Origin of the sequence: Bradyrhizobium lablabi (assembly GCF_001440475.1) — a bacterium.
GTDB lineage: Bacteria > Pseudomonadota > Alphaproteobacteria > Rhizobiales > Xanthobacteraceae > Bradyrhizobium > Bradyrhizobium lablabi.
Genome location: NZ_LLYB01000038.1, coordinates 5,210 through 28,817 on the forward strand (window position 1 = coordinate 5,210; position 23,608 = coordinate 28,817).

Below are 23,608 nucleotides of genomic sequence, written 5' to 3' on the forward strand. Positions count from 1 at the left end.
CGGGATGAGCTTGCGCACCCTTCAACGGAAGGAAAAGAAACCGTTGGGTCTGTTGAGTCATGAGCAAGCCGGTCGAGCGTGGCAATTTGCGGAGCTGCTGACGAAAGCAACAGCCGTTTTTGGCACGCAAGAGGAAGCTGAGCAATGGTTCGAGCGGCCGGCTATCGGGTTAAATCAAAAGCGTCCGATCGATCTTTTGACCACGCCCGCCGGCGTAAGGATCGTTGAGGATTATCTGGAGCGTCTCGCCTACGGTGTTTATGCGTGACGTCGCTGCCATCGCCGATTGGAGGGAGCGAGTTAGTCGCATGGCGGCTGGACTCCAGGGTCTTTGCGCCAACCTGGGGCAGCGGCGAGGGCGCATACAGGGTAGGAGGGCGGTGGAATTCGAAAGGCACGCGAGCGATTTATTGCGCTCTCGACGCATCGACTGCGATTCTTGAAGTTGCGGTCCATAAGACCTTTCGAGTTCTGGACACGGTTCCTCATGTTCTGACAGCGGTCACCATCCTGGAGCCGTCTGCCGTACACATCGTCGATCCGGCCTCAATTCCAAATCAGGCGTGGCTTCGCCCCGGAGTCCCAAGTGCAGGGCAACAAAAATATGGTGATCAGCTTCTAGAGAATTACAAGTTTGTTGCCATTCCAAGCGCGGTTTCGAAATACAGCTGGAATTTGATCTTTGTTGGCGAACGGGCAGAAGGGGCCTACGAGATGCGCTTCCAGGAGCCGTTCGAACTCGATACCCGACTGCATCCGCCGACCTGATCGAGACGATCACGTCCAGATCTGAAGGCGGCTATTGAAGCTCTGCAGCGTGAACAGTCCCTGCGCCGTGGCCAGAGCTGTGGAAGAGACGTCACTTCCACGGCTTGCGACCGTCCGCGAAAACAGCTCGGCAAGCGGCGTCAGCGACGCAAGCTGACAGGTCTTTGCCAGCGGCGCCAGCAGCCTCTCTTGCGCGGAGGCGTGCAGGCCGGCTTCCGCAAAGCCGATCAGCGCATCGACACCGGTTTGCAGCAGTTGGGACGTCTGGCGCACGGTAACGTCGGCCGGCGGTGGCGGCGCGAACTGGGCTGCCCTCCTGCGCAGGCCCGCCATGATGCGGGAGACGACGTCGCCGCCGTGTGCGGGGATTCGATCGGGGAAGTCGAGCGACGTCTGGGTCTCTCCCCAGAGCGCGATCGGCTCCAGCACGATCTTCCCGCCTTCGGGTCTTGCGATCGCGACGATGGCAAACGGCCGCTTGTTGCCGCCGTCGCCGAGCGCGGCCTCGAGCGCGGCGATGCGGCTGGCGCCAAGTCCACGTCCTTCGTCGTCATGGTCGAGCGTGAGCGAAATCCACGCGCCGCTCAGGTCCATCAATGGCCAGCGCAGGCGCTGGGTCAGATCGTCAAAGGTCACGGGCGCGATCCGGCTCGGCAGCAGGACCACCGGCTGTGCCGGAAGCGGTGGCGCATCGAGCGAAGGCGCGAAGCAGCGGGCGAGATGGTCGGCGAGGATTGGCCAGGACATATGGGAGAGATCGGCGAGCGGACCACCCCGCGCCCAGCCGGCGATTTCCTCTTGGCTCGGCTTGAACGGCTGGATCTTTTCGGCGCGGCTCGTCTGCGACAAGGAGAGCCGGCCGGTTGAGGACGCCTGCGCGCCGGCAAGCTGGAAGGTGGCCAACGAAAGCCGGGCCAGCGTATGGCCCCAGATAGATTGGGTGCGATAGGCCGCGCGCGGATCGAAGCGCGTGTCGTGGGTGGTGCCCCTGGCCAGCGTGGCCGTGAATCGACGCCCCGTTGCCGGTTCGACAAAATGGCCGGTCACGCCGACCGCGCCGGCGATCGTCTCGAACAGCGTCGCACCGAGGCCAATCAGGCCGGCATCGCCGATGGGCTCGTATTCCGCGCGCACCGTGCCCGCAAGTCTGCGCAAACGTGCGTCGTCGCTGGTGTACGAAACCGAATAGAGCAGGGCGTGGGCAAAGGCGATCTCGCGCAGCAGCTCCACCGCGTTATGGTTGACGTTGCGCGAGCGGCGCTGTTCCAACCCCTCGGCGATGCGCCGCAGGCTGGCGGAAAGACGCGGCATCGCCTCGGCGCGGCTGGAAACCGCCAGCAGCATCAGCCGCTCTTCGAGCGCGCGCGATGGGACGGCAAAGCCTTGCGAATAGGCGCGGCACACCGCGTCCCGCATGGCGGCGAGCAGCGGTCCGTCGGGTACGAATGCCTTTTGATCGGCGACAGTTTCCGCTTCGTCGACCTCGATCGTCTCGTGGCCGAAATGGCGGCGTGCTGCGAGGATGGCGGCGGCATGGCCGGCAGGTCGGCGGCGCTCGGGCAGGCCGGAAACGACGGAGCTGAAATCGCCCTCGGCCGGCACCGCGACCTCGATCTCCTCAGCGCTCAGCCGCAACACCACTCTGAGCGAGAGACCGCCGGGGTGAATCGTCGCAGCTTCCGCCAGGGCAAACAGCCGGATGGCCTCGCGCAGGCCGGTCTTGCCGACGGCGTTCAGCAGGGTTTTGCGGTCGAACGTCGCGAGGCGGGCGGGCCAATCGATCTCGACCGCCGGCGCGGCCGGTTGCTCGCCGGCCTGGGTTCGCAGCGCGAAGACAATGGCGATCTTGTGCCGGCACGTGGTGGCAGCCGGGCAGGTGCAGCGCGCCTTGGTGAGGCCCTTGTCGTCGAGCCGCACCGTGGCGCCCTCGATGCTGCCGACGATCTCGTCAGCACCGATCGCTTCGAACTGCACATTGACCGCATCGGCGCGCCCGCGGCGGACAATGCCCTTGGAGGCCATTGCCTCCAGGGTTGCGTCGTCGATCTGGGCGTAAAGCGGGATGAGCCTGGACATGATCTAGTCCATGATTCCGACCAGCCATTCCGCGAAGCGGTCGGGCGTCATGGCTGCGATGTGCATGCCGAGGCCTGCCAGCTTCGCGGCGGCGGAGCGATCGAACACGGCCGTGCCGTTGGTGTCGAGCGCGGCGAGGCCGATCAGCCTGACGCGGGCTTCCGCCAGGCGCCGGACACAGCGCAGCAGATCGGCGAGCGAGCCGCCTTCCTCAAAATCGCTGATCAGCGCAATGACGGTACGGCTGGGGTTGACGACAAGGCCCTCGCAATAGGTCATGGCGCGCGCGATATCGGTGCCGCCGCCAAGCTGGACCGAGAGCAGGAGGTCGACCGGATCGGCAAGCTTGTCGGACATATCGACGATCGAGGTATCGAAGGCGACGAAGCGCACGTCGACAGCCGGCAGCCCCGCCAGGATCGAGGCCATCACGGTGGCGTGGATCAGCGAGTTGAGCATCGATCCGCTCTGGTCGACGCACAGGATGATCGTCCACGGCATGCGTCGCTTGTTGCGGGCGACAAAATGCAGCCGCTCGGCGATGACGGCTTTGCGCTCGGGGCTATAGTGCCGCAAATTGTCCCGGATGGTGCGGCGGAGGTCGAGATTGGCCGCCGATCGCAGCTTGCCGCGGCGGAAGCGATCGCGCCGGCCCGACAAGGCGCGTTCCATCTCCGCCTTCAGTTTCCGCTTCAACTCCTCGACCACGGTATCGACGACCTGGCGGATCGCCTCGACCAGGTTCCGGTCCGCTTTCCCCTTGAAGGCGAGCAGCACCTTCATCAGGTCGAGATTGGGTTGCAGCTTCTGCAGCGAGGCCGGATCGGCGAACAATCCGGCCAGGCCGAGGTCGTTCAGCGCGTGGCCCTGAATCGTCTCGAACACCGAGGCCGGAAACAGCCGGCGGCTGTCGCTCAGCCAGTCGGGAATGGTGATCTGGCTCGGATCGAGCGAGCCCTTGCGCCCGCTGCCGAGGCGCAGGCCGCGCTGCCGCCCCCGCTCCGCATAGATGCGTTCGAGCAATTGGTCGCGACGCAGCTCTTCGGCCGTGAGGCCCGAACTGCCGAGCTGATTGTCCGCATAGCGCCCCAACGCCATGCGCCAGCGCAGCAGGCGCTGCGTTTGCTCTGCGGACAATCGCGGTCCGGCCTTGTCGTTCGGCGGCGTCATGGCGAGGGCTCCAGCCACGCAGCCAGGCCATCCTGGAGCCATTGGCTGCGCAGCCGTTCGCTGAGGGCCAGGTTCTCCGACAGGACACGCGCATCCGGGACCTGTTGCAGGATGGCGATGTCGTCTTCGCCGGCACCATGTGCCGCCGCGACGACAGCGGCGACCCGATCGGTCTCGTGCGGGCTGAGTTCGGCAAACGCCATGCGCAGTTGCGGCAGCAGCGCGAGAAATCCCTGGTCGTCCACGGCGCCGAACAAGCCATCGATCGCCGCGATAACGCTGCTGTCGTTGACGAACAGTTGCGGCGCCAGCGCCATCACGCCCGAAAGCGTGCGCACGGCATCACCGGGGCGCTCGAATGCTCCTGCCAGCGCAGCCGACAGGCGTTGTCCGGCTTCTGCCTCATCGATGAGGCCGATCAAGGCGGCAAGCGCAATGACGGCGCCGGTCAGTTGCGGATCGAGCTGGACGGTCATCAGATGCTGCAGGGCATCGCGGAGCGGTTGGGTCGGAAATGGCGGATCGGGATCGGCCATTGCCTCCGCCAGCGCCGCCAAGCAACCTGTCGCTTCGCCGACATTGTCGGCGTTGACGGCGGCAAGGTCGTACAGCAGCTCGGCGATGCGCCGCGCCAGCCGATCGAGCAGGGGAGGAAGCAGGGATGCGAAAGCCCGGATGCTGGTGTCGGACTGCATCCCCTTGGCGCGGCTGTTGAGGGCCTGACCGATCACCAGGGCGTTGGTCAGGCGCAGCAGGTTGGTGTCCTCATCCACCGCAACGCCAACGGCGGCAACCAGTGTGTCGGCGGCGCTGCCGATCCCGGCATCGAAGGCAATACTCAGGAGGTTGAAGGCGGCCTCGGCGTTGTTGCGCTGGCCATCCTTCTCGAGATCGGCGAGGCGCCGGATCAGGATCGTGGCGGCGGCATCCCTGACGGTTTCGCCGTCGGCGGCCCGCTCGATCAGCGAGGCCTCGACGGCGGGCGACCAGGCATAGGTCCAGGTCTCCATCAGCATGTCGGCGCGAAAACCATGCACCCTGTCGGGGCCTTTGTTGCGCTGAGCGAAGGCCGGCGCGACCAGCCGCATGGCATGCAGAAACCGGCTGGTCTGACCGTGACGGGGTTTTCGGTAGATATCGAGCTCGCGCGTCTTGGGGACGGCGTCTTCGAGCGACAGGCCGAGAGATTTGGCTTCGCCCCTGGCCCGTTCGACCAACGGCGGCAGCCGGCTGCCGGGCGGCAGGTCACCCAGCCGGTCGCCCTGGAGATATGTCGTGAAGGCGGCCAACAATGGATGAGCGCCGACCTCGATTTCCTCCTTGATCGCTGACGATCGCAGCGCGTCGAACAGCTCGGTTCGCCCGGGCTCGGACAGTCCGCGCAGCTCGGCAAGCCGCCTTGCCGCCTCGACCATGGAGCGAAGGGTCGGGAACGCGAACGCCAGCCCCGGTTCGTTCGCGATCAGATGGGCGCGAAACCCGACCAGGATCTCCTCGGTCAGCGAGCTATTGGCATCATCATGCGTTCCCGTCAGGCGCTCCCACACCCGTTCGTAGAAGCCCGGCAGTGGAAGACCGGCGCCGTAGCCATTCAGGCGATCGAGGGCGCGGAAGTCGTAGCGAATGAGCCAGGCATTCGAGCGGGTGGTAGCGCCGGCCGGCCGCGGCGCTTCCGGTTTTGCGTCGATCAGCGCGGGCGTGTGAAAGCCGCCTGTCACGACAGCGATCGGTCCGGAGGCAATTGCAATCGTGTCATGGATGCAAGCGCGCATCATGGCTTCGCGCGCCAGCGTTCCGTCAGCCTGCAATTCATCCGGTTCCGATGCCGCTCGCAGCGCCGAGCAATAGGCGCCGACGCTGGCAAAGAAGCCGCGCCAGTCGGTGCTGCGGGCGCGCGCCTCGAACAGTCCGTCCCACAGCGCCAGGCCATCGCGAAAGCCTGATCGTGCGCACATCGCCTCCACATAGGCGCCGCGATCGAACATGGTCTCCCGCATCGGCAGCAGCGGCTGGTCCTGCCTGTCTCGACCGTCCGACAGCATCGCGGGGTGGCGGGACGGCAGGTCGATGAAGCGGACGGTGGCGCCGAGTTCGGTCGCCTGCTGGATCGCGACATATTCGGGCGAATGCCGGCAGATGGGATAATAGGTGGTGCCGCCGCGGCCTTTCTCGGCGCGCGCCTCGCTATCGGGCAACGCCACCATTGCGACCGGCGGTACGACGCCCGGCGCGAGCAACTCGCCGATCAGCGGTTCGAAATCGACCGGCCCCTCGATCAGGACGGCGGCGGGGCGGATCTCGCGCAACGCTTCGCGCAGATGCAACGCGCAGGCCGGCGAGTGATGACGGATCGGGAAGAAATGAAGGTTGCGTTCGGCATCAAACAGGCGGAGGGCGGTCGCGGCCGGATCGAGTACGCTCATTGCCGTGAGCCTCAGCTCTCGTCTTTCATGGGCTTCACTGCGCCGAGAAAATCCGACCACACCTTGCTGCGGCGGGCGCGCTCCTTGACGATGTGATCGACATAGGCGCGAACCTTCTTCACGTCCTCCGCATTGTCCTTGACGATGACGCCGTGCAACTGGCGTCCGATATGGCCGCCGCCGACATCGCCATTGCCGAGGAACGCCGCCTCAAGTGCCGCCGCATGGGCGATGTTCACGGCCTCCGCCGTCGACATCACGGCTGACGGTTTTGACAGCGGCACCTGGTCCTTGGTCTGACCGCGGCGCAAATCCTGGAAGGTGGTGACGAGAAGATCGGTGACCTCGTCGGGGAAGTTCACGGAGATATCCGCCTGACCGAGCCGCTTGTCGACTTCCTGACGGATCAATTCCGTTTCGAGCGCCGGATCGGTCAGCGGTGTCACGGTTTCAAAGTTGAAGCGCCGCTTGAGCGCGCTCGACATCTCATGCACGCCGCGGTCGCGGAGATTGGCGGTGCCGATCACCGAGAAGCCGGGCGCCGCGTAGACGCTCGCGCTCTCGCCGAGCTCGGGTACCGCCATCACCTTTTCCGACAGCACGGAGATCAGCACATCCTGAATCTCCGGCGGGCATCGCGTCAGCTCCTCGACGCGCACGACGCGGCCAAGGCGCATCGCTTCCATCACCGGGGAGGGGACGAGCGCGCGCGGGGTCGGTCCCTCCGCGATCAGCAGCGCATAGTTCCAGCCGTAGCGGACATGGTCCTCGGTCACGCCGGTCGATCCCTGCACCACCAGCATCGACGAGCCGCTGATCGCGGCAGCCAGCAATTCCGACAGCATCGATTTGGCCGTGCCCGGCTCGCCCACCAGCATCAGGCCTTGCTCGCTCATCAAGGCGACCAGGGCACGCTCGACCAGCGCATCGTCACCGTAGAATTTGCGCCGGATCGAGAGCTTGCTGTCGCCGAGGATGAAACTGCGGGCCGCGCGCGCGGAGAGCGCCCATCCCGGCGGCCGTCTTCCCTGATCGGCGGCCTTCAGCGCCGCGAGTTCGTCGGCGAACCGGGTTTCGGCGCTGGGGCGCAGTTGCAGCGTATTTCGTTGTTCCATTACCAGCCCACCTTGTTGCGCCAGTCCTCGGCAAATCCGCTGCCAGCGCGTGCAATCTGATGAAGGTCGTTCCAGACTTCGCTCAGCAGCACCGAGGGTACCTCGTTGAGCGCGATCTGTGCGCCGTAAGCCGACCGCCCGCCCTTGCGCGCCCGCACGAACTTGGCCGCCACCAGCGCCACCGCCCGATTTTCCTCAGGCAGCGGAGAGCCCGTGAATTCGATCACGGCATTGATCGCGACGCCGCCGAAGGGCTTGATGTATTGCGTAAACCAGCCGCCATCCTCGGCCTGCGCGCGTTCATAGCCCAGCTTTTGCGCCGCGCCGCGCAGCTTGAACGCCTCGATGATGTGGCCGGCCCGGTCGTCGATCGAGCTTCCGACGCCGCTTGTCAGCACCGAGCGGTCCAACTGGTTGAACAGCGGTTCGACCTTGTAGTCGGCGAGATGTTGTTTCCAGGCTTCGCTTTGTTCGGCCGTGAACAGCGAGCGGTGCGCGAGCTGGACGGCGGCGAAGGAAGCGGGATCGACGGCATTGTCGCTGCTGTCGGTCAATGACAGATCCTCGAGCGGTCGGAACGAGGCGACGATTTCGCCCTGCGCGTCCAGGCCGAGCCAGACCAGGCGCTGCACCAGCCGTCCGACGATCGGGTGCTCGAGCAGGAAGCGCTGCCAATCGGCAAGCTGCCAGCGCCGGCCGACACAAAGCGCCTCATACAGCCGCTTGGCCTGAAATTCGTGAACCTGTTTCAATTCCTTCTTGGCGTTCGAGAGCGCCTTCTTGGCTTCCGCGGCACTCTCCTTGTCAGGCCCGTCGCTGACCTGGGGCAGGCTCTTTACTACCTTGCCATCGGGATTATAGAGCGTGAGCACGTCTTCGGCGTCGAGCCTCGCCTGATAGACGCGGCTGCCGATCTCGAGGTCGAGCGTGCCCCGCTCATCGAGACCTGCCGTCGGGATGGTGCGGTCGGCCAGTTCGTCGGTGGTCCAGTTCCGTTCGTCGGCAAGGCGTTCGACCAGCGCTTGCGCCAGCACCTGGACCGCATTGGTGCGATGACGGCGGGCGATCGACAGTAGCAGTTGCAGCGCGGCCGACGAGGTGTTGCCGCTCAGATATTCCGTGAGCGCCCTGACCTGCGCGGTCCGCTTGTAGTAATCGCGCATATAGGTGCGGACCATCTGGACCGCGAAGGTACCTTCCGCGCGCGCCGCAAGTCCAAGGATGCCGCGATCGGCCTGGGCATTGTTGAGATAGATCCCGAGCTTCTCGGCACGCAGATCGGCAAACGCCTTCTCATAGGTATACGAGCGGTAAAACTCGTTGTCCCAGCGTTTCGCGTAACCCTGATACGTATCGTAGCGTTGCTGGGCATTGGCCTTGGCGTAGGCATTGGCTTCGTCTTCGGAGCAGTGCGCAGCATCGTAACGCAGGAAACTGCCGAGGATGTGACGACCGAGCGCCTCGGCGCTCTCGGGCGCGAGCTGATCGAGCCAGAGCGAGAACAGCGTGTTGCCGCCGGCCTGCGCCAGCTTTCCTGCAAGCGCGATCCACCAGCGTGGAACGTCTGAAGGCACCGTGCCGCCGCTCGCCCAACTGAGGGCGGGAAGGGTATCGAGCGCAAACCAGCCGATATCCTTGGCCTTCTTGCCTTTGAGGCCCGTGGTGGCTTCCTTGACCAGGATTTCCGGCGAGACATAGCCGGAGATATCGACACTGAGCCGGTGCAACGCGCCGAGCACCGCTGCCCGCACCAGTTCGGACTTCTCCTTGCCGAGCGCCTTCTTGAGCGGTTCGATGGCGCTCTCGGCACCGAGGGCGCCGAGCATCTGGGCGACGCCGGAGCGGACATCCTGCTTGCTGTCCGAAAGGAACGGCAGCAGGCGTTGCTCTATACCGTCGATCTCGAGCAGCAACGCGCGGGCCGGCTTGTTGACGGATTTCTTCGACGACAGCGCGTGGATCAGGACGGTGTTGAAGTAGCGCGCCGGCAATTTCGGAAACAGACGGAGCAGGTTCAGCGCGTTCAGGATCGGCGGATCGCGAAAATCCGTCGACGCCACTTGCCCGAGCGCCTGGTCCAGCACGTCGAAATGAGCCGCGAGATAGGGCCAGACCGCTTCCGCAGACAGGTCTTCGGAGATGCCGATGTTCAGCGCGTGCATCGCCAGTTCCTTGGAGGCCAGGTTCTGCCGCAACAACGCCGTCACGGTGCGCAGATCGGTCCCCTTGGTCAGTCGCGCATGAATAGCGGCGGCAATGGCTCCTCGGCCGTTCAGCAGATGCCCAGTGAGCCAATGCTGGTTCTGCAATCCGCGCGTTTCAATCGAACGCGCGCGGCAGAGGTGCCACAGCGTCAGCTCCGGATTGTTGAACGGAGGATCAGCAGCGGCCTCGCTAAGGTACAGGTTGAACACGGAGGCATTGCCGATGTTGGCGACCGCGGCCTCGTCGATTGGACGGTCCGAAGCCAGCAATGCGCAGTAGCGGTCGGCAAAGGAGTGATCGATTGGTTGGGGTGGCGTCGGCGCGCTCGAATTCCGCCAGGTCTTGCGTTGCTCGGCCGTGGCCTGCTCGTAATAAGCCTTTTGCCGTTCGTAGAGCTTCACCTGCTGCGCGTGAGCCTTGTCGAGCAGACCGTAATAGCCGGCCTTGATGCTGTCGGTCACAGGCGTCGGTCCGGGCAGCGGCGCAAGCGGCGGCGAAAGCACTTCGGTCCCGTCAGCGGCGAGGTAGCCTTCGGCGCCGTCGCCCTTCAATGTGCGCGCGGTCTGGGCGGCGTCTTCACTGACAAACGACGATCCGAGCCCGAGCTCGATGACCTTGCGGACGGTCTTCGACGTTTCCTTGGCAAGATGGTCTTCGAGCAGCGGCCGGGCCCGTTCGCCCATCACGAGCGGCAGGATCTGCGCGGCCTGCGCACGCGCGGTCGGATTGCCGTCGGCCAGGGTCTGGGTGGCGCTGGCGGCCAACGTTTCGGGCGGCGAGGCGAGCAACGCGTTCTGGGCCGCCTCGCGAACCGCCTTGCTCGTTGTCAGCAGATACTGCTGGTAGATGAAGTGAAAATACTCGTCCTTGACCAGGTCGAATTGCTTCAGGATGTGAATGAAGATGGCCTGGCCCGGGCGATCATATTTCGCAAAGGCCGCCATGACCGCCTGCTTCTCCGCGAGCAGGCCGCTCTTGAAATCAAACCTCGATGCGACGTTGCAGTCGCGAAGGTAATATTGATTGATCTTCTCCAGAACGAGCAGGTCCAACGCGAAAACCGTCGCGCTGTCGTCAGCATCGCGCCAGCTCAGCACCGTATTGAAATCGGTTGCCAGCTTCGTCTGCAGACCGAGCTCGCCCTGGGCAAAAAGGCCCCGAAGCCAGGATGGGCTCGGTCCCTGATGCGAGAACATGCCCCAGCGCGCGCCCTTGTGAGGCAGCGTGAGCACCTCGAAATAGCGACGTATCCACGTCGCTTCGGGTCCATGTTGACGCCCGATAACATTGCTGCGCGCCTTGATCGCGGCCTGTGCCTCTTTCTGGGCGTCGTTCGTCGGACTCATATAGTGATAGTGGCGAAGGGCAGTCTGGACGGCGTTGGCCTGTTGCTCGATCTGAAGCAGCACGGAGCCGCCTTCACCCGTCAGGGCGTAGACGATGGCGCGCTTCGCGAGATCCGGGCTGACCGTCTCCAGCCGCTTGAGGTCCGTTATGATTTCCCTGGCTGTTGCGTTGTCGGCCTCTGTGGCAATTCCCGCCGGGTTGCCGATGCCGATTACCGATTTGAGAAAATCAAACATGCATGAATTTTCTTGATTGAGGCCGACGCTGACATCAGCGCGGCTTGATGAAAGCATCTCTCGCAAGCCGGGAGGGATCGATTCGGGGCATGGTAACGTCCGCAGATCACGGCTGCACGAACAATCAATTCAACCGGCGCTGGCGCCCGTCATTGAGCAAGGCAGATGATCTGCAGCATCAGCTGCATTCCGCAATATCATTTGAAGAAGATGGCTCAATTCCGGTGCGAGGCTTTGGGAATATCGCAAGGCTCCCGACAGGCTTTGCGATAGACACGACCCGACTCCAGTTCCAGCCGCAGCTGCCGTCGGATGTGTTGCCGCGCTCGAAGGCACCGGAATTCAAAGGCGCTCGCCTGGGCGAGATGCAAGTTGTTGAAATTGCTAAACGTCTTCCTCGCTCTCGGCGCGCCCCCCGGAGATCAGTTTTGTTCTCTTGGTTTTTGCTCCGCCCGCATCCGGTCGCGGGCAGGTGAATCTCCGAGGGGCAGATATGTCACGGCTTGGCCTGGCTCGATCGAGCTTTGAGCGGGACTTGAAAGGTTCTGTATCGCGTGAGCTCGGGAAAGCTATCCGCGGCGCCGGCAGAGACCAACCCGACGATGGCGGCCGGAACTTCCTTGCTGACCAGCCGATTGATCGCCGTGGTTTGACCCTTGCTCATCTGGACTTCGTGTGCGCCCGCCGCCACCATCGCGGACCGGACGCGGCTGATCGACTGTTCGGAATATCGATCGTCGATCGCAATGGTCTTGCCGGTCAGCTCCGAGACCGACTTGACGTTCGTGTCAGCCACGAGGATGGCCACGAGAGCGTCCAGCGACGCATCCAGCGTCGGGACCGACATTCGCTCCGCAACCGCAGAGGCCGCCGCCACCTGCTCCTCGATCGTTCGGATCTGCGGAACGTCGGTCGTTGAACGCGGATCGGCGCTACTTGCCGGCGTCGCTTGTGCGGCAACGGCATTGCCCGTCGTCTGCTGGCTTGTTTGCGGAGAAGGAAGCGGTATCGGAATGCGAGAAGCGGCTTTCGCCGCGACCTTGATTGGCCTCGGTGTCCGACGGACTTGATGGTGTGCATGGGATGGCGGCGGCGTATCGTCGCGCGAGGCGACGGCAGGCACCGGTCTGATTGCGGCAGCATCGCTGTCATGCGCTTCAGGTTCAATCGGCACATGAACCGCGGTGAGGCAGGCCAGCGGGTTCAGTCCAACGCATGACGGCTGGGCTGGTTGTTGGTTACTGCAGCCGACCAGGGTCGTCGCCAGCGCGGAAACAAGAAGCGTCCTCAATCGATCCTCCTGAAGAGGTTGAGTGCGGCCCCGCAATTCTTGCGGCTTTGAAGGGTGTTGCGCTGGAACCTCAATCAATGAAGCAAAACTGTTAATTGCCCCTTAAGCGTAAGCCGCGCGCATTTCCGATGCGTCGCCTCGTTATGCGTGGCATCGCGTGAACCGAGGCGCCACGGCATGACCTCGCGGCTCGCGCATTCACACGTTCGCCTTTTAGTTGCTTTCTTTGACTCAGGTTTCCGCCACGAATCGGTCGCTATGCTCGCGCGCTGGGGGTTGTTCATTGAGTTATGGAGAATGGCCTATGGCGAGTGTCGAACGATTACACAGAACTGCGCCGCTGGACTTAGCCAAGCTTGAGGAAGTTGTCGTAGGAAGCCTTCCCGTGGTCAGGGCGGCTCCTTCGGGGCCGATGCCGGATTACGTCGAGCATGAAGAGGGCGTTACGCGCGTCGGCGCGCTCTCGGCCGAAGCCGTGGTCCGTGACTATGAAGCCGCCGCAAAGGAAATCGAAGCAATGGGCGCCGAACTGATCAACGCGGCGAAGAGATGCGAGACAATGACCGCCGAAGTGCATAACGCCATTGCCTTCATGCGCGATACCGCAACGTCGTATCGAGAGGAAGCCAAGAAGATCTTCAAGCGCATCGAGGAATGCTCGATCTTTACCGAGCAGGTGCGCAAGACCTGCGAGACCGTCAAGCTCAAGATGATCGACGGCAAATTGTAGTCGCCGTGAGATATCAGGAACATCGATCAGATTTGCCGTCCCGACGGGGGGCCATGAGTTTCCAATAGCGTGTGTGAATTGCGGTACACGTCCGCACCGCGAATCAGTTTAGTTTGTAGTCCTCCCTAGACCTGCACCCGTCGCAAATGACGGGTTCTCTTTGTGATGTCAGGTCGTCGCTGAGAATGCCGCTGCGGTGGCCGCAGCCCTGATCGGCAGGATCGTATCCGTATCGCAAGTTGCGGTGTTGGCCTCATGCAATCGGCAGCAAGGGCTGTGCGTGTCCGCAATGACACGGCGCAATTCCTTTGGAAGCCGGGGCGGCTTAATAATGCCCTGCCGTCGCATCGTTCGCGTAGAGTGCGCCAGCCCGCCGGCCGGTGATTCCGGCCCGCGCCTGCCGCAGTTCGGCGCCTCCAAGAGTTCGCGCTACGTAAGACCACCCGGAGCATCTTCATGCTGTTTCTGAGCTATGCCTATCGATTCCTCTCCAACTTCGTGTTCCTGGCGCTGGTCTATTTTGCTCTGAACTTCCTCGAAAAATATCAGCATCGCGTGGTCGTCGCGGTTCTCGTGCTGGTCTATGCCGGCATGCATGCGGCCTCCGCGCTGCGCTCGTTTCACTTCTTCCAGCGCATCGAGCGGCTGGAGCTGGAGGCGCGCCGTCTGGTGGCGGCGCTGGGCGAGGGGCCAAATTCGACGTCGACGCGCAAGCAGGTCATCACCGAGGTCAGCGGGCTCCGCCATGCCGGCGAGATAAAGGCCTATATCGACCTCCTGTTTCTCGCGATCGTCATCCTGCTCTGCCTCGCCAAGATCGTGACGAACTAAGTCCGTCCGATTGCGGGTTGTACGAGGGGGCAGGCGTCAGGAAAATGCATCAAGACAAATGACTGGAACGCGGTCCTGATCCATTCGATCAGGACGCCCGATCAGCGCTTCTTCAGGCCGGCCACCCGCATCGAGCGTCCGTTCTTTCTGGAATCCGCCGGCTTGGGCACGGTCGTACCCGCGCCGTCAGGCTTTGGAGCGGCCTGAACGGCTGATGCCCGCGGCCGGCGCGATTTGCCGGCCAGCTTGGCGGAGACTTCGGTGGCACGGGCATTGGCCATGTCGATCCGGCGTACGGGGGAAGCCAGCATCGCCGGATCCGGAATCCTGAAAATGCTCGCAGCCGGCACCGGGAGCGCGGCCAGCGTGCCGCTCGGCGGCAATGTGATTTGCCGTGGCCACAGCGTTGCCCGCGGCAAGGGAACGGCGCGCCCGCGCCGCTGTGCGCGTTCAGGGGCGTCCGGATTGCGCCAGTCGAGATCGGACAAGGCCGGGACGGGGAGCGCGGGAGGGCCGGCGAAAACGAATGTCGGAATCTTCGGCCAGCGCGAAACCGCCACGACTTCCGATGGCGGATGCAACAGCCATTGCTGCGGCTCGGTCGGCGTCGCAGGCCGGTCCGGTGTCGCCGGCACGACGTGGACGATGCGATAGCCGCGCACCTTCATTTCGTGCAGGATTCTCGGCAGCGCCGTCACCGTGCGCGGCTGAATGTCGTGCAGCAGCAGGATGCCCTTGCCCTTTCGCTCCAGCCGCTGCATCGCGAGCTCATAGACCCGATTGGCGGAGACGTCGCGCCAGTCGTCGGCCGGGAAATCGGCGCTCCAGAGCTGAAGCCCCTTGGAAGCGGCAAACGCCTCGATCTCGTCGGTGCGGCGCAGGCCGGGAATGCGCAGGAACGGCGCCGGTGCGGTGCCGTCGCCGAGCGCTGCGGTCACCGATGCGATGCCTTGCTCGATCTCCTGCTTGGAGCGGTCGAATGGCATGCGATCCATGCCGGCAGGATGATTCTGGCTGTGGGTTGCCACCGTGTGGCCGGCATCGCGCACCTTGCGCACGCCTTCGGGATTGGCGCGGGCCTGGCTGCCGACCAGGAAGAAGGTCGCCTTCGCACAATGCGCGGCCAGAATGTTCAGGATCAGGTTGCTGTATTTCGGCAGCGGGCCGTCATCGAAGGTCAGCACCACCTCACGGTCCCGCAGCGGCAGCGTCTTGCCATATTGCATGGTGCCGATGATGGGGTAGGCGCGGGGATCGACCACGATGGTGCGTGACGTGCCGATAGCGTCGGGATGGCCCGGGCAATCGGCGGCCGACGCCTGTGCGGCCACAGAGGTTACGAGGCCCACGCACAAGGCGGCCCACGACCACCGCAGCTCCCCAAATACGCTAGCGATCATTGAACCCCGGCTTCATTCCAAGAGCACGCAACGGCTTACAACTGGCATCATGAATGCCGTCTTAATCACCTGAATTCCAGACTTAATTTGGCCCTGGCGCCCGATCCGGGCGCAAGAACCGCGCTGGCCAACAGATCGTGATCTAATGTGCTTTGCCGGACACGGTTTTGGCATCCGCCGGAACCAGGTGAACCACGCGATAATGGTTGTCGCGGAGGTAGCGCAGGAAGGCTGGCAGCATGGCGGCGGTCTGCCCCTTCGGATCGTGCAGCAGGATGATGCCCTTGCGGGCGACCTGCAGCCGCTCGGTGAGCAGTTTCAACTGCTGGGCCGGCGTCATCGGATTCCAGTCGCTGGCCCACAGGTCGGCGCCGAACACGGCGATGCCGCGCCTCTGCAAGACCTCCAGCATAGCGGGCGACATTGCAAAATAGGGGAAGCGAAAGAACGGTGCGCCCGGGGTCGTGGTGGCCGTCCCGCGCAGTGCCGCTTCGACCGCGGCGATGCCCTTGTCGATCTCGCCGATGGCCGCCTCCGGCTTCATGGATTTCAGATTGCGGTGGCTCCAGGTGTGATGGGCGACGGTGTGGCCCTCCGCCGCCATTCTTCGCACCCACCCGGGATGGGCGGAGGCCGACCTTCCGATCAGGAAGAAGGTGGCGCGCACGCATTCCTGCGCCAGCGCCGCCAGGATCTTCTGGTCGGTCGCAGGCCATGGCCCGTCGTCGAAGGTCAGCACCACCTCGCGGTCTTGCAGCGGCAGCGTCTGCGGAAAGCTCTTGAGCCCCACGCGCGGGTAGGAAGCGGCGTCCACTGCAAGGACGCGCGAGGTGCCGAGCGCGTCCTTGCGGGGACACTCGGCGGCCGGCGCCGCCGCAACGAAGGTTATCAATGTCGCGGCCGCCGTGCTCAGCGCCGCGGTGAATTTTCGCATCATTTGCGGTCGGCGATATTTGGCATTGCGCATGGCGCAGCCGATTGGGTAATGCGGGGCGATAGCTCAGACATTTCTCTCATTCTGTCAAACCGGCGAGGGCGCGGCATGGCCGAGAATATCGACATTGCCCAAGCCGCCGATGCGCGGCTCACGGAAGGCTCGGTGCTCGACCACCTCCCGATGCGGGATGAGGAGGGTCAGCTCCGTCACGAATTTGTCGAGGAAATCGCGCACGCCATTCATGCCGCCGACCGGCCGCTGCTGTGCGAGGTGGTGGCAGAACTGCACGAGGCCGATCTCGGCGATTTGATCGCGGCCCTCGAACCCGAGGACCGCGTCACCCTCGTCGAAATCACCGGCACCGATTTCGACTTCTCGGCGCTGAACGAGGTCGACGATGCCGTCCGCGAGGAGATCCTCGAGGAGCTCGAGCCGGAGACGGTCGCCGAGGGCGTCCGCGAACTGGAGTCCGACGACGCCGTCCAACTGCTCGAAGGCCTCGACCAGGAGGACAAGGAAGAGATCCTCGAAAAGCTGCCGCCGGCCGAGCGCGAGCCGCTGGAGCGCAGCCTGCTTTACCCCGAAAATTCCGCAGGCCGGCGGATGCAGTCGGAGTTCATCGCGGTGCCGCCGGACTGGACTGTCGGCCAGGCCATCGACTACATGCGCGACACCCCGGATCTGCCCGACCGGTTCTACGAGATCTACGCGGTCGATGCCGAAAAGCACTGGCAGGGCGCGGTATCGCTCGACACGCTGCTGCGCGCCCGCCGGCCGGTGCCTATCGCCGATCTGATCGACGAAGACCGCCGCCGCGTCTCGGTGCTCGACGACCAGGAAGAGGTCGCGCGGTTGTTCGGCAAATACAATCTGGTAGCCGCCCCCGTCGTCGACACCACCAACCGGCTGGTCGGCGTGATCACCATCGACGACGTCGTCGACGTCATCGAGGAAGAGGCGGACGAGGATCTCAAGGCGCTGGGCGGCGTCACCAGCGACGAAGAATTGTCCGACAATGTCTGGACCATCGCGCGCGGCCGCTTCAACTGGCTGCTGGTCAACCTCGCGACCGCGTTCCTGGCGTCCTCCGTGCTCGGCCTGTTCGAGGGCCAGCTCGAGAAGATGGTGGCGCTCGCGGTGCTGGCGCCGATCGTGGCGAGCCAGGGCGGCAACGCCGCGACCCAGACCATGACGGTGGCGGTGCGGGCGCTGGCGACCCGCGAACTCGGCTCCAACAACGCGTTTCGCGTGGTCCTGCGCGAGGCGATGGTCGGCCTCGTCAACGGGCTCGCCTTTGCCGTCATCACCGGCGTTGCCGCGGTGGCGTGGTTCAAGATCCCGGGGCTCGGCGTCGTGATCGGCCTCGCCATCATCTGCAACCTGGTGGCGGGCGCGCTCGGCGGCATCCTGATCCCGATGGTGCTGGAACGGGTGCGCGCCGATCCGGCGGTGGCGTCGGGGACTTTCGTCACGACCATCACCGACGTGGTCGGCTTTTTCTCGTTTCTCGGCATCGCCACGCTGTGGTTCGGGCTGAAGTAGCACAGTGTTTTCAAGCGGCTGCCGGCGCGTGTGAAGAAAACGTGTCAGGCAAGCGCCGCATTTATCGTTAAGCGGACCTTAAGGCGCTTGGCCGATGATGATGGCCCACGAGGTCAACATGCAGCGCTTGCGGCTGAAAGCGGATGGACGGATTGTCGAGCTGCGGGACGGGCAGGAGTTCCCGCTCGCGCCCGAGATGCCCGGGCTCGTGCCTGCGATGCCCGAGCCTGAGACCGGGTCTACGGTGCCTGCGCCGAACGAAACGGCGCCGCTGCCGGCGGTGCGTGATCTGCGCCGCCGCGCCCAGCTGACCCAGCTCGAATTCGCGGCAAGGCTTGGCGTGCCCGTCGAAACCATCCGGAACTGGGAGCAGGGCAAGCGTGCGCCGCGGGGACCTGCGCGGGCATTGCTCGCCGTGATCGCGCATTCACCCGAAACTGTATTTGCCGCGCTGGCCACGGAACCATCGCCCGCCTAATTCCGCGTTTGACGCGTTTTCCGAATTCGCTTCGCTGCTAAACGCCATCTGTTGGCACGGCTGTTCCCGCAGCCCATAATGGGGCCGGTCCGCGGATACAACCAATGCTGTTTGTCGAAGCCAATGGCGCAAGAATCCCGGCGATCGGGCTGGGCACCTGGGAGTTGCGCGGGCGCACCTGCGCGCGGATCGTCGAGCAGGCGCTGCGGCTCGGCTACCGCCACATCGACACCGCGCAGATGTACAACAACGAACGCGAGGTCGGCGAGGGGCTGCGCGCGGCAGGCGTGAAGCGCGATCAGGTTTTCCTCACCACCAAGATCTGGCCGTCGCATTTCGCGCCCCATGATCTGGAGCGCTCCGCCAAGGAGAGCCTGGTGCGGCTGCGCCTGACCGAGGTCGACCTGTTGCTGCTGCACTGGCCGAACCCGCAGGTGCCGCTGGTGGAAACGCTGGGCGCGCTGGCCCGGGTCAGGCAGCAGGGGCTTGCCCGCCATATCGGCATATCCAATTTCACGGTCGCCCTGATCGAGGAGGCGGTGGCCGCTTGCCCGGAGCCGCTGGCCTGCGACCAGGTCGAGTACCATCCCTATCTCGACCAGACCAAGGTGAGGGAAGCCTGCGCGCGTCACGGCATGGCGCTGGTAGCCTATAGTCCCGTCGCCAAGGGCCGCATCAAGAGCGACCGCGCGCTGCAGCGGATCGGCGAGCGCTACCGCAAGACCGCGGCGCAGATCTGCCTGCGCTGGCTGGTGCAGCAGGGCGTGGCGGCGATTCCGCGCACCTCGAAACTCGAGCGGCTCTCGGAGAATATCGAGATTTTCGACTTCGAGCTGTCGGAAGAGGAAATGCAGCAGATATCCGACATGGGCAACGCCGGCGGCCGGCTCACGGATTTCGGCTTCGCGCCGAAATGGGATTGAGGAGCGGTGCTGCCGAACGCTATGCTGGTGGCAGGGGAATGTCGAACATCGTTGCGATGCGATGGAGCTGCGGCGGATCATACCTTCTGAAATCACGGCGTCGGCGGTCGCGCATGTGTCGCTGCTGACGCTTCTGCTGCTGTTTTCGGAAGTGCATCCGTTCGGCACGGTGACCGCCGAGCAGGTCGCGGTCGAGATCGTGACGCCGCAGGATATTCCCGAGCAGCCGAAGCCGGTCGAACAGGCCGTTGCCGAGACCAGGCCCGAGCCTGCGCCAACCCCAAGGCCTGATCTCCCGGTGCCCGACAGGACCGCTGCTGCCAGCACGCCGCCGCCGTCCGGACAGCTACAGCCGCAACCGCAGCGGCAGGCCGCGCTCGTGCAGCCGGCGGCTCCTCCGCAATCCCAACCGGCGGCGCCGGCCTACAAGCCGCCCGAGCCGGACGTCTCGATCAAGTACCAGGTGCTGCTCGGCCTGCCGCCCGATATGTCGCCGCTGCCCTCGGCTACCGCAGCGGCGCGCGCCAAGGGTGACGACGATTTTGACGGGCCGGCGGTCGAGGGCGCCAAAATCTCCAGCACGCTGATCACGGAATTCCGGCGGCACCTCAAGACCTGCTCGAAGCTGCCGGCCTCGCTGTCGGAGGCCGACAATATCGAGGTCAAGCTGCGCGTGCAGATGGCGCCGGACGGCAGGCTCGCCGCCACGCCGGTCCCAATCGAAGGCAAGGCCTCGATGAAAGCACTGTTGCTGATGCAGGAAGCTATCAGCGCGCTACAGGCCTGCCAGCCCTACGCGATGCTGCCGGTGGACCGCTACGGCGAATGGAAGGTGCTCGACCTCAGCTTTACGCCGCGGGATTTTAGCGCTTCCTAGCGCGTATCATCCCGGCCCTGGGAGAGGTGATGGGCGCTCTCTTCCGGGCAAATGGAACCATATCAGGCGAAACGAGAGCACCGGCCGGACGTTGATAATCGACCAAAGAGACGTCGAGCCTTCGGCCGGCGGGCAGCTCGCGAGCCATTCACTGGCGGGAGACGAGCATGACACTCATATGGCTTGGTGTGCTTCTTGTTTTCGGCGGGGTATTGCAGATGGCGTTTCAGCCAATCTGGCATGGCCGACTGAGCGGTAGAAGGCGACTGCGCTCCGGACAACCCAGCGGCACCCTGGAACCTGAAAGACCGGCTGGCGGCTTCGGACTCAAATCGAACTGGCCCGGTCTTGTGCTGCTTGCGCTCGGCGCCGCGTTCCTGCTCACCGGGGCCACCATCTGAATTGTTCTAACTCCCCATCGCCTGCCAGGCATTCGATGCGAACTGCCGCCGCCAGGTGACGACGACGACAAGCCCGGTGGTCAGCAGCAACAGCCAGGGGCTGACGAACCAGCCGAGATAGCCGAGCGCGAAGAAGAACGCGCGCTGGCCGCGGTTGAAATGCCGGCCCGCCGCCTCGAACAGCCGCGTCGTGCGTATCACATGGGCTTCCGCTTCCGCGGTGTCGCGCTGCGTCGAGGGCGGCATCGCGCCGAGCAGGATCGCGACATAGTTGAACAGGCGATACGACCAGGCGAATTTGAAGAAGGCATAGATGAAGATCAGCATCAGCCCGACGCATTTGATCTCCCACAGCGCGGGCGACGGGGTGAGGTCGATCGGCAGCTCACGCAGCACGGCGAGCGCGTCGTTGGTTGCGCGCAACAGCGCCAGCCCGCCACCGATCGCGATCAGGCTGGTGGAGGCGAAGAAGGCGGTGCCATTCTGCAGCGAGGCCATGATCTGCATGTCCACCATCCGCGCCTCGCGGTCGAGCATGTTGCGCACCCAGACCTCGCGATAGGCGTTCATGCGCGCCGACAGGCTGTTGCGACCGTACGCCGTGTGCTCGAGCGTGAAGCCATAGATCAGCCATTCGACGATGAAGAACGTGACGGCGGCGATATCGACCCAATAGGCGCCCATGTGGCGGCATCCCCGATCATGCTTCTAGGCATCGTGATGTACAGGTTGAACGCGTGCGGTGCACTATGGCAAGATGCCGGCTCCAACAGGATTTTTCTCGCAAATGTTGAAACTGGTCATCGGCAACAAGAACTACTCGTCATGGTCGATGCGGCCGTGGCTGGCGCTGCGCGCCAACGACATCCCGTTCGAGGAAGTGTTCATTCCGCTCTATACCGACGACAAGGCGGACAAGGACCGGATCCTGAGCTTCTCGAAGGCGGGCAAGGTGCCGGCGCTGATCGACGGCGACGTCACGGTGTGGGATTCGCTTTCGATCATCGAATATCTCTCCGAGAAATACCCGCAGGTGAAGCTGTGGCCTGACGATCGTGCCCGCCGGGCGCATGCGCGTTCGATTTCGGCGGAGATGCATTCGGGCTTCATGCCGTTGCGCAATGAATGCGGCATGAACCTGCATCGTCCGGTCGGCGCCGTCGATCTGTCTGATGACGCACGCGCCAATGTGGCGCGCGTTCAGGAGATCTGGGCCGATTGCCACAGCCGTTACGGCAAGGAAGGACCGTTCCTGTTCGGCGCCTTTGGCGGCGCGGACGCGATGTTCGCTCCCGTCGTGCATCGCTTTCGCACCTATGCGATCGAGGTGAAGGGCGAGGCGCGGCATTATTTCGATGCGATGATGTCGCTGCCGGCGTTTCAGGAATGGACCCGCGCCGGCCTTGCCGAAACGCTCGTCATCGAACGGTTTGAGACGGTCTGATGTCGACGCGGCTGGTGCCGGGGCCGGCGGCCCGCGGCCTTCGATCAGTCTGGCGCCAGCTGTCCTATAATGGGAAAGGCGCCTCGATACCGGGAAGCGGGTTTCCCCGGGGGAACCCCAAAGATGGCCGGTTATCGCCCTGAAAAACATGCCGAATTTGCGTATTGCCCATGCCTCGATGCCGCTGGCTTTTGGGCAGGCGGCTGTGCTAGGTTGTCGCGGGGTTCTCAAGTCGGCCGAAAGCTTAGCGGGACCGTGAGCGCGGCCGGCGTTCTTGCGTAATGGAGAGGGCGTTGAAGCATAAGTACTCCGTTGGAGAGACTGTCTATTTTACTGCCAGCAACGTTGCCCGTCCGGCCGCAAGCGGCACCTACGAGGTGATCCGGTTGTTGCCGACCGATGGCGACGACTGTCAGTATCGCATCAAAAGCTCGACCGAAGCTTTCGAACGGGTCGCAAAGGAAAGCCAGCTCGCTATTTCCTGAAACAGCTGTGTGCAAGCAGCCGGTTGACGGGGTTCCATTCGAAGCGCCGTCAAAAGGCCCCGTTCGCAGAACCAATCTGCCGAAAAGCGAATGCGATAAAGACGCATTCGTCTTTCGATCGCGCTTGACGCTGCGTTGAGGGACACCGCGCATGAACTGGGCATGGGCTGCTTCGCTGGATCAGATCTGGCACTCGCCGAACCTTCCATTGTACCTGACGCTGGCGACCGCCGGTCTTGTCGGGATCATCGTTTTGATCACGCTGCTGCGCTCGGAGAGATCCACGGCCAACGGCGTGCTGACGCTCATCACACTGCTCGCGATCGGCGTTGCGGGAGCTGTGACCCTCCGCGGCGTCGGCGTGGCCAGCCCGGTTCAGTCGGCGGAGGCGCCTCGTCCGGTCCCGACCGCGACCGCCGCCTTGCCGCAGCTTTCCTGTATCGACGAGCTGGCCGGTGATGCCGTCCTGGCTGCATGCGAGAAGGCGCTGTTCGGTTCGGCCGAGTCGGTGGCTGCGGCCGTGACCTACGCCGCCTCGCAGATCACGCTATTGACCTCGCTCGGCGATGTCGCCACCGCGAACAAGGGGGCCGGCTCCGACTTGCAGGCGCTGCGCCGGGCCGTCGAACGCGACCGCTACGGGCTGATGGCCTATGTGCTGACGGTCCGCGACCGCTGCACGCCTGCGGCCTGCCGCGCGTTCCGCTCGCTGACCGATACGCGCCAGATCGCGGCCAACATGGAAGAACGCCTCTACGAAAACATGATCATGCGCTACGCGGCCTCATGGAACGCGCCCACGCAGACTGCGGCCGGCATGATGGCGGCGCTGCCGCCGTCCATGCCGACGGGCAAACCCACCAATGCCGAATTTCCGACCTCAGCCTCCACGCCGCCGGTCAGCATCATGAATCCCGAGCCGCCGGCGA

At 64.2% G+C, this 23,608-nt stretch carries 21 protein-coding genes; 12 read left to right on the plus strand and 9 right to left on the minus strand.

Going from position 1 to position 23,608, the window contains the following annotated elements:
• Together parS and CQ14_RS03715 are read left to right on the plus strand one after the other, a co-directional pair.
• The coding region (gene parS, locus CQ14_RS03710; protein ID WP_156434663.1) for a type II RES/Xre toxin-antitoxin system antitoxin at positions 1-268 on the plus strand (268 nt) is incomplete at its 5' end.
• Entirely contained in the window at positions 265-768 is a 504-nt protein-coding gene (locus CQ14_RS03715; protein WP_057856592.1) for an RES family NAD+ phosphorylase, read from the plus strand. The genes parS and CQ14_RS03715, both read left to right, overlap by 4 nt.
• A 9-nt stretch (positions 769-777) precedes the next feature.
• Here CQ14_RS03715 and CQ14_RS03720 read toward each other — a convergent pair whose 3' ends face one another.
• From CQ14_RS03720 to CQ14_RS45635, 6 genes are all read right to left on the minus strand, one after another.
• Positions 778-2,685, minus strand: a complete 1,908-nt coding sequence (locus CQ14_RS03720; protein WP_210183145.1) for a hypothetical protein — start codon at positions 2,683-2,685, stop codon at positions 778-780.
• Between the two features lie 162 nt (positions 2,686-2,847).
• Entirely contained in the window at positions 2,848-4,014 is a 1,167-nt protein-coding gene (locus CQ14_RS03725) for a VWA domain-containing protein (RefSeq protein WP_057856594.1), read from the minus strand.
• Positions 4,011-6,437: a DUF5682 family protein gene (locus tag CQ14_RS03730; RefSeq protein WP_057856595.1), complete on the minus strand. Its 2,427-nt coding sequence runs from the start codon at positions 6,435-6,437 to the stop codon at positions 4,011-4,013. Before CQ14_RS03730 ends, CQ14_RS03725 begins: the two co-directional genes overlap by 4 nt.
• Before the next feature lie 11 nt (positions 6,438-6,448).
• The gene (locus CQ14_RS03735) at positions 6,449-7,552 is read right to left on the minus strand and encodes an ATP-binding protein (protein WP_057856596.1); all 1,104 of its coding nucleotides are present in this window, start codon (positions 7,550-7,552) and stop codon (positions 6,449-6,451) included.
• Positions 7,552-11,340: a DUF4132 domain-containing protein gene (locus CQ14_RS03740; RefSeq protein ID WP_057856597.1), complete on the minus strand. Its 3,789-nt coding sequence runs from the start codon at positions 11,338-11,340 to the stop codon at positions 7,552-7,554. The genes CQ14_RS03735 and CQ14_RS03740 overlap by 1 nt, the downstream gene beginning before the upstream one ends.
• A 496-nt stretch (positions 11,341-11,836) precedes the next feature.
• Positions 11,837-12,709 (minus strand): flagellar biosynthesis protein FlhF, encoded by an 873-nt coding sequence (locus CQ14_RS45635; protein ID WP_245320177.1) that lies wholly within the window; start codon positions 12,707-12,709, stop codon positions 11,837-11,839.
• Between the two features lie 307 nt (positions 12,710-13,016).
• Between CQ14_RS45635 and CQ14_RS03750 the strand changes: the two genes are divergently transcribed.
• Positions 13,017-13,361, plus strand: coding sequence for a hypothetical protein (locus CQ14_RS03750; RefSeq protein ID WP_199805435.1), 345 nt, complete (start codon positions 13,017-13,019; stop codon positions 13,359-13,361).
• A 456-nt stretch (positions 13,362-13,817) separates the two neighbouring features.
• Positions 13,818-14,192 (plus strand): hypothetical protein, encoded by a 375-nt coding sequence (locus CQ14_RS03755; protein ID WP_057856600.1) that lies wholly within the window; start codon positions 13,818-13,820, stop codon positions 14,190-14,192.
• A 101-nt stretch (positions 14,193-14,293) separates the two neighbouring features.
• On the opposite strand, the gene CQ14_RS03760 is transcribed toward CQ14_RS03755, so the two are convergent.
• Entirely contained in the window at positions 14,294-15,523 is a 1,230-nt protein-coding gene (locus CQ14_RS03760; protein WP_245320178.1) for a polysaccharide deacetylase family protein, read from the minus strand.
• Positions 15,524-15,734: 211 nt separating this feature from the next.
• On the minus strand, positions 15,735-16,526 hold the full coding sequence (locus CQ14_RS03765) for a polysaccharide deacetylase family protein (RefSeq protein ID WP_057856608.1): 792 nt from the start codon (positions 16,524-16,526) through the stop codon (positions 15,735-15,737).
• Positions 16,527-16,634: 108 nt separating this feature from the next.
• On the opposite strand from CQ14_RS03765, the gene mgtE reads away from it, so the two are divergent.
• From mgtE to CQ14_RS41850, 5 genes are all read left to right on the plus strand, one after another.
• Positions 16,635-18,071 (plus strand): magnesium transporter, encoded by a 1,437-nt coding sequence (gene mgtE / locus CQ14_RS03770; RefSeq protein ID WP_057856602.1) that lies wholly within the window; start codon positions 16,635-16,637, stop codon positions 18,069-18,071.
• A gap of 118 nt (positions 18,072-18,189) precedes the next feature.
• A complete protein-coding gene (locus CQ14_RS03775) occupies positions 18,190-18,549 on the plus strand; it encodes a helix-turn-helix domain-containing protein (RefSeq protein ID WP_057856609.1) in 360 nt (119 codons plus the stop codon).
• A gap of 104 nt (positions 18,550-18,653) precedes the next feature.
• Positions 18,654-19,472: an aldo/keto reductase gene (locus tag CQ14_RS03780; protein WP_057856603.1), complete on the plus strand. Its 819-nt coding sequence runs from the start codon at positions 18,654-18,656 to the stop codon at positions 19,470-19,472.
• 61 nt (positions 19,473-19,533) lie between these two features.
• Entirely contained in the window at positions 19,534-20,349 is an 816-nt protein-coding gene (locus CQ14_RS03785; RefSeq protein ID WP_057856604.1) for a hypothetical protein, read from the plus strand.
• A gap of 167 nt (positions 20,350-20,516) precedes the next feature.
• Positions 20,517-20,750 (plus strand): hypothetical protein, encoded by a 234-nt coding sequence (locus CQ14_RS41850; RefSeq protein WP_082649694.1) that lies wholly within the window; start codon positions 20,517-20,519, stop codon positions 20,748-20,750.
• 6 nt (positions 20,751-20,756) lie between these two features.
• Here the strand turns inward: CQ14_RS41850 and CQ14_RS03790 are convergent, their stop codons facing one another.
• Positions 20,757-21,434, minus strand: coding sequence for a DUF599 domain-containing protein (locus CQ14_RS03790; protein WP_057856605.1), 678 nt, complete (start codon positions 21,432-21,434; stop codon positions 20,757-20,759).
• A gap of 103 nt (positions 21,435-21,537) precedes the next feature.
• Here CQ14_RS03790 and CQ14_RS03795 point away from each other — a divergent pair, with 103 nt between their 5' ends.
• From CQ14_RS03795 to CQ14_RS03805, 3 genes are all read left to right on the plus strand, one after another.
• Positions 21,538-22,194 (plus strand): glutathione S-transferase family protein, encoded by a 657-nt coding sequence (locus CQ14_RS03795; RefSeq protein WP_057856606.1) that lies wholly within the window; start codon positions 21,538-21,540, stop codon positions 22,192-22,194.
• 281 nt (positions 22,195-22,475) lie between these two features.
• Positions 22,476-22,679 carry a hypothetical protein gene (locus CQ14_RS03800; RefSeq protein WP_108517906.1) on the plus strand — a complete coding sequence of 68 codons (204 nt, stop codon included), beginning with the start codon at positions 22,476-22,478 and terminating at the stop codon, positions 22,677-22,679.
• Positions 22,680-22,830: 151 nt separating this feature from the next.
• Positions 22,831-23,608 (plus strand): hypothetical protein (locus CQ14_RS03805; protein WP_057856607.1); only part of this gene is annotated, 778 nt, incomplete at its 3' end.